This is a genomic window from bacterium, assembly GCA_037131655.1.
In the GTDB taxonomy this organism is placed as follows: Bacteria; Armatimonadota; Fimbriimonadia; order Fimbriimonadales; family JBAXQP01; genus JBAXQP01.
Genome location: JBAXQP010000137.1, coordinates 1 through 7345, shown reverse-complemented (window position 1 = coordinate 7345; position 7345 = coordinate 1). Strand labels below are relative to the sequence as shown.

The following is a 7345-nucleotide window of genomic DNA, read 5'->3' as shown; positions in this document are numbered from 1 at the left end:
TTCCAGCAGGCATATAGAGCGCTCGTTTCGGTTCTAATCCCGTTAGTTTTCGTCGCTCAATGGTGGTCATGCTACAGTAGAGTTCCAGCATCGAGTGAATGTTTTGAGCTGTCAAAATCTTTCCATGAAGTCTTGTTGGATTGAATTCAGGAAGGCGCAGATAGGATGAGAGGATATTGACAACCGTTCCGCCAACCCCAACAAGAGCGCCAATAGGTTCGCTAATCGGCAAATCGCTCAAGAGGTGGTCAATCTCAGGAATAGCCGCTTGCAGTTGTTTGGAGCTGGGTGGATCTCCTTGAACCAATTGTTCCGTTAATCGCACTGCACCAGCAGGGATGCTTTTAAACATTTTTAAGTTCTGTTTACTGCCCACTGCAAGTTCTAAACTTCCTCCTCCGATATCGAATACAGCAAGCGGTTCGGAAAAGTTAAGAGTAGGATCGAGAGCAACGGAGAGAAAGCTAAGCTTTGCTTCTTCCTCTCCGCTTAAAATCCTCAAAGATAACCCAAGCTCGGCAAGCGCAGACCCAAATTTATCACGATTTTCAGCATCACGAAGGGCGGAAGTGCCGACAACGATAATACGGATTGCTCCTTGCTCTTGGGCAATTTGTTGAAAGCTCTTTACTGCTTCAATAGTACGCTTAATGGCTTCAGGATTAAGATTATGAGTTTCAGATATCCCTTCGCCAAGCTGTGTGATTGCGCTTTGGTCGGATAAGATTTCAAAATTCCCATCCGCCATTCGTCTCATCACTGTTAAAAGGGTTGAGTTAGTACCCACATCGATTGCAGCATAGCAAGCCGTCTTCATAAAGTTAGCATACCCGCATAGACCACAAATATAAGGAGTTGGATGTAACACTATTCTCAATATTGGTGTATGCTAAGAGTAGTGTTCGCCGTTTCATACAGGCTGAGCGTGCGTCCTAGGTTGGGGAGTTTATGTCTCAAATAAGAACTTACGTTTGGATAGCGGTTGTCCTTGCAATTGTTGTAGTTATTGTCATTAGCCAATCCGGCTCTAGCGGTCCCATGTCGGGAGATACCGCTCCCGATTTTGTCCTCAGATCCGTCGATAGTTTAAGCGACCTTAAGTTAAGTAACCTGCAGGGGAAACCGGTACTGCTGGTGTTTTGGGCGGATTGGTGCGGTCCATGTAATGAGGAACTGCCCAGACTAAAACAACTTCATAATGAATATAGCGATCGATTACATATTGTTTCCGTCGCAACTCCTGATAGTTCACTCGAAGGTTTGAAAACCATTACAAAGCAACAGGGAATTGATTGGTACTCACTATACGATCAAGAAGGAACCGTCTCCAAAGCATACCGAGTATCAGGGGTGCCTGAATTATTCCTTTTGGACAAGGACGGAAGAATACGTATGCAATGGGGCGGCACGGTTTCTGTTTCGGATTTACGTGAGGAAATAGATAAATATATCAAATAAAATGTAACGCAGAAGTCAACACGCCAGTATTCGCGGGCGTTAGGGAATGCCTGAACCGACAGGCCAAGAAGTTCTGATGGACGAACAAGTGATCTCGAACTTAATAGCCTTCCTCGGAGCATTCGGCTCTCCTATTCGAATGAAAATCGGAGCAGCCATTATCGATTTGCCAAAAACTGCCGAGGAGTTGGCAGATGAGATCAATACCCCTTTATCGCAAGTGGTTAAGCAGCTCGAACGAATGGTAGCGATGGGTTACGTTTATCGCACCCACATCGACGGAACTTACGCGATTGATGAAGTGGCGGTCGAAGCGTTGATGAACGATACCTACAAAATGCCTCTCCCTGCTCATCCCAATGATAACCGTGAGAAAGTTATTCGTTCATTCGTTAAAGAAGGCCGTTTAGTCAGCATCCCCGTCCAGCGAGCGAAGCGGATTGTAGTGTTGGAGACGATTGTCGATCGCTTCGAGCTTGACCGCGATTATCAAGAGAAAGAGGTCAACGCTATTCTAACTGACTTCTTCGAAGACTACTGTGCCCTCCGCCGAGCCCTGGTCGATCACCAATTCCTAACCCGAAGCCAGGGTATCTACCGTAGGGTTAGATAGGATTTAGGCCAAATGCTTATCCGAAGTGTCTTTGTTTTCCTGCTTGGCGGTTAAAACCGCAGCTGATATTGGCGAAGTCCACCTTCGTGGACTCTTCCGGATAGTCCGCGCAGGCGGACTTTGCTCTCAACAGCCGTGAATTTATTCGCCAGGCAACCAAACCAATTTGTTTATGAATGCTATAGTGGGGGTTGCTTCTGCACATTCAGTCTCCCAATGACACCTTTTCGCTATTCGCCCTTAGCCTTCCACCTCTCTCCTGTCTGCTATAATAATAGCGATGGACTATCAACAATCGCTTGACTATATGTCTGGGTTGCTTATGTTTGGGATTCGGTTTGGTACCGATAGGTTTAAGCAACTTTTAGCTCAAGTCGGCAATCCGCATTCTCAACTTCGAGCCGCGCATATTGCCGGGACCAACGGTAAAGGCTCGACTACAGCTATGATCGCTTCGATTATGCGTAGCGCAGGATATAAAGTTGGCGGGTACTATTCGCCATATGTCTTCGATGTTCGTGAGCGCATTCTTGTCGATGGTCAGCCGATCCCCAAGGAAGATTTTTCGCGTTGGGTGACATTACTAAAATCCCACATCGAGGCGTTGGAGAAGACGGAGTTTGGTGAGACGACTGAGTTTGAGCTTAAAACGGCGGTTGCATTTTGTTACTTTGCCGAACAGCAAGTTGAATTCGCTTCAGTTGAAGTTGGAATGGGCGGCAGGTTGGATGCCACCAATGTCATCACCCCCAGGGTTTCAATTATTACAAACGTTGGGCTTGATCATACTGAGCGGTTGGGGAAGACGCATGCGGAGATCGCTTACGAAAAAGCCGGCATTATTAAGCCGGATGTACCGGTAATCACAGCCGTCGCTAATCCTGAGGCGCTTCAAGTTGTCGAGCAAGTTGCAGGTGAGCGTAATGCTCCTCTAATCAAAGTGATGCATCGAGAAGGCTCCCCCCCTGATCACGAGGTTTGGTGGAGTTTTGGAAAGGATCCCAATACCGTTGTGGTGCGTTTGAATGGTGTTGAACTGCAATTGGCGCATCCCCGCTTACCGGGAAGTTATCAGGGTTCTAATGTTGCCTGTGCGGTTGCGGCTGCTTTTGAGCTTCGTTCAAGTTCTGATCTATCAGTGCCGCCGGAAGCCATCGAGTTGGGTATTCGGAACGCCTGGCTGCCTGGTAGATTTCACCTTGTTAGCCGAGAACCCCTTGTAATCCTTGATGGCGCTCACAATACCGATGCAGCCCAAGCATTAGCGGAAGCAATAAAGTTGCAGTATGGCTCTCGACGATTAACGCTGATATTGGGAATGGTTCAAAATCATGACCCATCGGGGGTCATCGAAGCGCTCTGCCCGTTAGCTGATGAGATAATTCTAACCCAGCCCGATAATTCGAGGGCATTACCTGTTGAGTTTTTAGTCGAGGAAGCGAATCGACAAAAATTTAGTTTTAAAGTAGAAAATTCGGTATCTGCTGCTGTTGCCAAAGCGTTTGAAAAAGCATCCCCCGAGGACGTAATTTTGATAACTGGTTCTTTTTATACAATCGGCGATGTCAGTGTTGCGGAAATTGCATCGCAAAATGGAACCTATACCGGTTTTGTCCAGTAGCATAAGCAGAGGGAACTAAATTCATGATAAAGTGCCGATTAATGTCGATATTGACGATTATCGTGCTTATGGCTAGTACGGTTTTTGTGCGCTCTCAATCTCCCTCTCCCGAGGCCCAATACCGTTTTTTATTCGATTACGATCAAGCGCTACCATTAAACGTTGACCTTAAACTGGATATAAAGATAACGGGAGGGCAGTATTATAAACTTACTTATCAAAGCTTGCATGGTGAACTCATTCCTGCGATATTGCTTATTCCAAAACTTGAAGCTGGGGAGAAGGCGCCATGTGTCATTTTGATGCATGGGCTGGGTAGTCGCAAGGAGGACCTTATTCCACTTTGGTTCCCTTTGTTGGCACAAGGCTATGCAGTTTTCTCGATCGATGCGCCATATCATGGAGAACGAGAACCTAAAGACAAGAATTTCAGACAGGTCTTCCGATACCCTGTTCGAACGAGGGAAATGTTCATTCATACAGTTATTGACTTAAGGCGCGGCGTTGATTACCTTATCCAACGACCGGATATTGATCCGACACGGATAGGTTATGTTGGTTTTAGCATGGGGGCTATTACCGGTGCCGTGTTTGCAGGAATCGATACTCGAATTAAGGCTCCCGTTTTAGTGGTTGGTGGAGGGAATTGGGCTTCAATTGCAAAAGGCAGTGAAGTAAATCATGAACCTCCTGCGCTGAAGAATGATCCGACGCATCTAGCCGAATTAGCCTCTACCTTAGCGCCGGTTGACCCGATCTTGTGGATTGGACAGATTAGCCCTCGGTCAGTCCTTATGATAAATGGGAATAGCGATCGTGTTATTCCTAAAGAATCGGCCAAGGCGCTTCATACTGCGGCCAAGGAACCGAAAGAGGTTTTGTGGTATAAAGGTGGACATCTGCCTTTAAGTGAGAAGGGTGTTTGGGTAATAGTAAAGATATGCTTCTGGTTGTCGCAGAACTTGTAAGATTAATCGTATTGGGGTGGCTGAATTGAATTCGCTCATATGGGTTTACGGTCTCTTCATTTTAACAATTGTCACTGGTTTTGGCTGGGCTTGCTTTGACGGACGCAAACGCGTTTCAAAACGTTATCGTTCACGCATTACCAACCGTCTCGACAACATGCCCGATATTTCGCGCGATCGCTTCTTCGTTCTTTTCCTCCCTCAGAAATTCAGCGAGAGGTTAGCGCAAGCGCTTATTATCGGCTTGTGTACCGTAATCGTCATGATCCCGTTTTGGTTTGTATTTGGATGCTGGCTAGGTAGATGGCCCCTGCACAGCTTACTTTTCACTGCGATAGGGGGCATTTTAGGCGCTGTACTCGGAGAGTTCATTCTGAACAACTCTGCAGCAAAAGTAGATAAAGATATCACCTCTTCGCCTGATACGCAAGTTTAGTAGGCTAAAAGCATATCCCCTCCGTGTCATTTCGGACTGATTGTGTTGAAGCAATCCACTCCAATACCTTCCAGACTGTCCTCGCTTTTGGCTACTAATCTTGATATTGGCTAATATGAAAATGGGTAGGTTTGGTTGTTATAAAGATGCAGTATCTTGCCTGTTAAAGCGGTAAGGGTATAATTTGGCCACAAGGAGCGTGACAAGCATGTATCCAGATAATCAAGAAGAGCTAATTGAAGAAGTCGCCCAAAAGTATGAGGACTATCACAATCCAGGCTTAGCAAAAATGCTGAAGTTTGCAGGATTAGGGGTGGAGTGGACTGCTGAGGGCTGTTATATTTATGATGCAGATGGTAATCCCTATCTCGATTGTTTAGGCGGTTATGGTGTTTTTAGCTTGGGGCATCGTCATCCCAAGGTAGTGGAGGCAGTCAAAGCCCAACTCGAAAAGATGCCTCTTGCCAGTAAACTTTTCTTTAATAAACCCTTGGCCGACCTATGCGAAAAGCTGGCCGAAGTCGCACCTGGAGATTTACAATATAGTTTCCTCTGCAATAGCGGCACTGAAGCCGTCGAAGGCGCGCTTAAGATTGCCCGAAAGGCTACAGGGAGACGCAAGTTCGTATCCACAATGGGTGGTTTTCACGGTAAGACAATGGGTGCTCTTTCTGCCACTGGCCGTGCGAAGTTCAAAGATGCGTTCTTGCCGCTTATTGAAGAGTTTGTCCACGTGCCTTACGATGATATTGCTGCTATGCAAGAGGTTATCGATGATGATACCGCTGGAGTAATTATCGAGCCTATCCAGGGCGAGGGCGGCATTATTATCCCCTCAGATAATTACCTTATTGACCTGCGCCAAATCTGCACTGATAAAGGCGCTCTTCTAATAGTAGATGAAGTTCAAACTGGTCTTGGACGAACGGGCGCTATGTTTGCGGTCAATCACTACGGGGTTAAGCCCGATATTATGACATTGGCAAAGGCGTTAGGGGGCGGGGTAATCCCGACGGGCGCATTTATGGCTACCACTGACATATGGGAAAAAGGGTTTGGCGATAATCCCCTCGTTCATACAAGCACTTTCGGGGGAAATCCGTTAGCCTGTCAAGCGGCCCTTGCAACCATTCGTGTAATCCAAGAGGAAGGCTTGATCGAAAATGCCAAAGCGCGCGGCCAGCAGATGCTTGAAGGACTAAAGCAGGTTCAACAGCGGCATTCGCAGACTTTGTGTAGTGTACGCGGCAGAGGTTTGATGATAGGGGTAGAGTTTGTCCAGGATGATGTTGGTGAATTAGTGATTGCCGGCTTAGTCAAGCGCGGCGTCATCGCCGCCTACACACTTAATAATCCCCGGGTTATGCGTTTTGAGCCGCCGTTAATCATTAACGAAATGCAAGTCAATCATGCAGTCAATATCTTCGACGAAGCTGTCGCCGAGACAGTCGAAATTTTGGCCAGTTTGGAATAGAGAACGTATTGCATAGTACGTATTTCCGAAAAAAGTTGTATGCCTGAACGGCTTGGGGATGCGTCACGGGAAACAGAAAGCTAATCCCCTCCTCGTCGAGGAGAGACAGCCCGTCTAAATCAAGAGCATACTGTATAATACAAGTAAGAATTTCTATCGGCTATTTATCTTTGGAGGTTGAGTTGAAATGAGAATGATAGGTCGTTTGTTAGGTTTAGCTTTGATTGTGGTTCTTCTTATAAGTCAAGCGCTTGCGGCTAAGAATGTGATCATCATGATCGGCGATGGGATGGGGTTCCAGCACTTGAAGGCGGGGGGTTATTATCTGAATGGCGCATCCGGAACCCTCTGCTTTGAACAGTTCTTCAAATGCTCTGTTACAACCAATTCATTAAGTGGCACCACCGATTCGGCGGCGGCGGCAACGGCATTGGCGACCGGGAATAAAGCTGCCAACGGGGTTATCTCACAAGCGCCTGATGGCACACCCTATTTGACCGCTCTTGAGATAGCGAAATCGAAGGGGAAGCGGACGGGATTGGTGTCGACGGTGTCAATTAAAGATGCAACCCCTGCCGGGTTTGGCGCTCATGAAGCAAGTCGAAGCAACCTTTCGGCGGTCGCCGGCGATTATGTTAATAGCTCAAAAGCTAATGTGATTTTCGGCGGCGGCGATCCTGCTAAAGGCGGATCATTCGGGGTAGTCAATATTACCCAAGCAAAGGCCAACGGCTATCTCGATGTTTATAACAACACGAACATGACCGGATTGAAC

8 protein-coding genes are annotated in these 7345 nt (G+C 47.0%); 7 read left to right on the top strand and 1 reads right to left on the bottom strand.

The features are described 5' to 3' along the window. Positions 1-817, bottom strand: an 817-nt coding sequence (locus WCO51_07655; GenBank protein ID MEI6513136.1) for a hypothetical protein, incomplete at its 3' end; no start/stop codon positions are given. Positions 818-948: 131 nt separating this feature from the next. Here WCO51_07655 and WCO51_07650 point away from each other — a divergent pair. The 7 genes from WCO51_07650 to WCO51_07620 form a co-directional block, all read left to right on the top strand. Beyond that, positions 949-1458 carry a TlpA disulfide reductase family protein gene (locus WCO51_07650; GenBank protein MEI6513135.1) on the top strand — a complete coding sequence of 170 codons (510 nt, stop codon included), beginning with the start codon at positions 949-951 and terminating at the stop codon, positions 1456-1458. A gap of 46 nt (positions 1459-1504) precedes the next feature. Beyond that, positions 1505-2071, top strand: a complete 567-nt coding sequence (locus WCO51_07645) for a DUF2087 domain-containing protein (protein ID MEI6513134.1) — start codon at positions 1505-1507, stop codon at positions 2069-2071. Between the two features lie 280 nt (positions 2072-2351). Next, the gene (locus tag WCO51_07640) at positions 2352-3692 is read left to right on the top strand and encodes a folylpolyglutamate synthase/dihydrofolate synthase family protein (GenBank protein MEI6513133.1); all 1341 of its coding nucleotides are present in this window, start codon (positions 2352-2354) and stop codon (positions 3690-3692) included. Positions 3693-3733: 41 nt separating this feature from the next. After that, the gene (locus WCO51_07635; protein ID MEI6513132.1) at positions 3734-4660 is read left to right on the top strand and encodes an alpha/beta fold hydrolase; all 927 of its coding nucleotides are present in this window, start codon (positions 3734-3736) and stop codon (positions 4658-4660) included. Between the two features lie 25 nt (positions 4661-4685). Then, entirely contained in the window at positions 4686-5096 is a 411-nt protein-coding gene (locus tag WCO51_07630) for a hypothetical protein (GenBank protein MEI6513131.1), read from the top strand. A 208-nt stretch (positions 5097-5304) separates the two neighbouring features. Next, positions 5305-6570, top strand: coding sequence for an aspartate aminotransferase family protein (locus tag WCO51_07625; GenBank protein ID MEI6513130.1), 1266 nt, complete (start codon positions 5305-5307; stop codon positions 6568-6570). Between the two features lie 187 nt (positions 6571-6757). Then, positions 6758-7345: alkaline phosphatase (locus tag WCO51_07620; GenBank protein MEI6513129.1), on the top strand; the 588-nt coding region annotated here is incomplete at its 3' end.

Excerpts from the sequence above, each read along its gene's own strand:
- WCO51_07650 (MEI6513135.1), top strand. The coding sequence starts at position 949 with ATGTCTCAAATAAGAACTTACGTTTGGATAGCGGTTGTCCTTGCAATT.
- WCO51_07645 (MEI6513134.1), top strand. The coding sequence starts at position 1,505 with ATGCCTGAACCGACAGGCCAAGAAGTTCTGATGGACGAACAAGTGATC.
- WCO51_07640 (MEI6513133.1), top strand. The coding sequence starts at position 2,352 with ATGGACTATCAACAATCGCTTGACTATATGTCTGGGTTGCTTATGTTT.
- WCO51_07635 (MEI6513132.1), top strand. The coding sequence starts at position 3,734 with ATGTCGATATTGACGATTATCGTGCTTATGGCTAGTACGGTTTTTGTG.
- WCO51_07625 (MEI6513130.1), top strand. The coding sequence starts at position 5,305 with ATGTATCCAGATAATCAAGAAGAGCTAATTGAAGAAGTCGCCCAAAAG.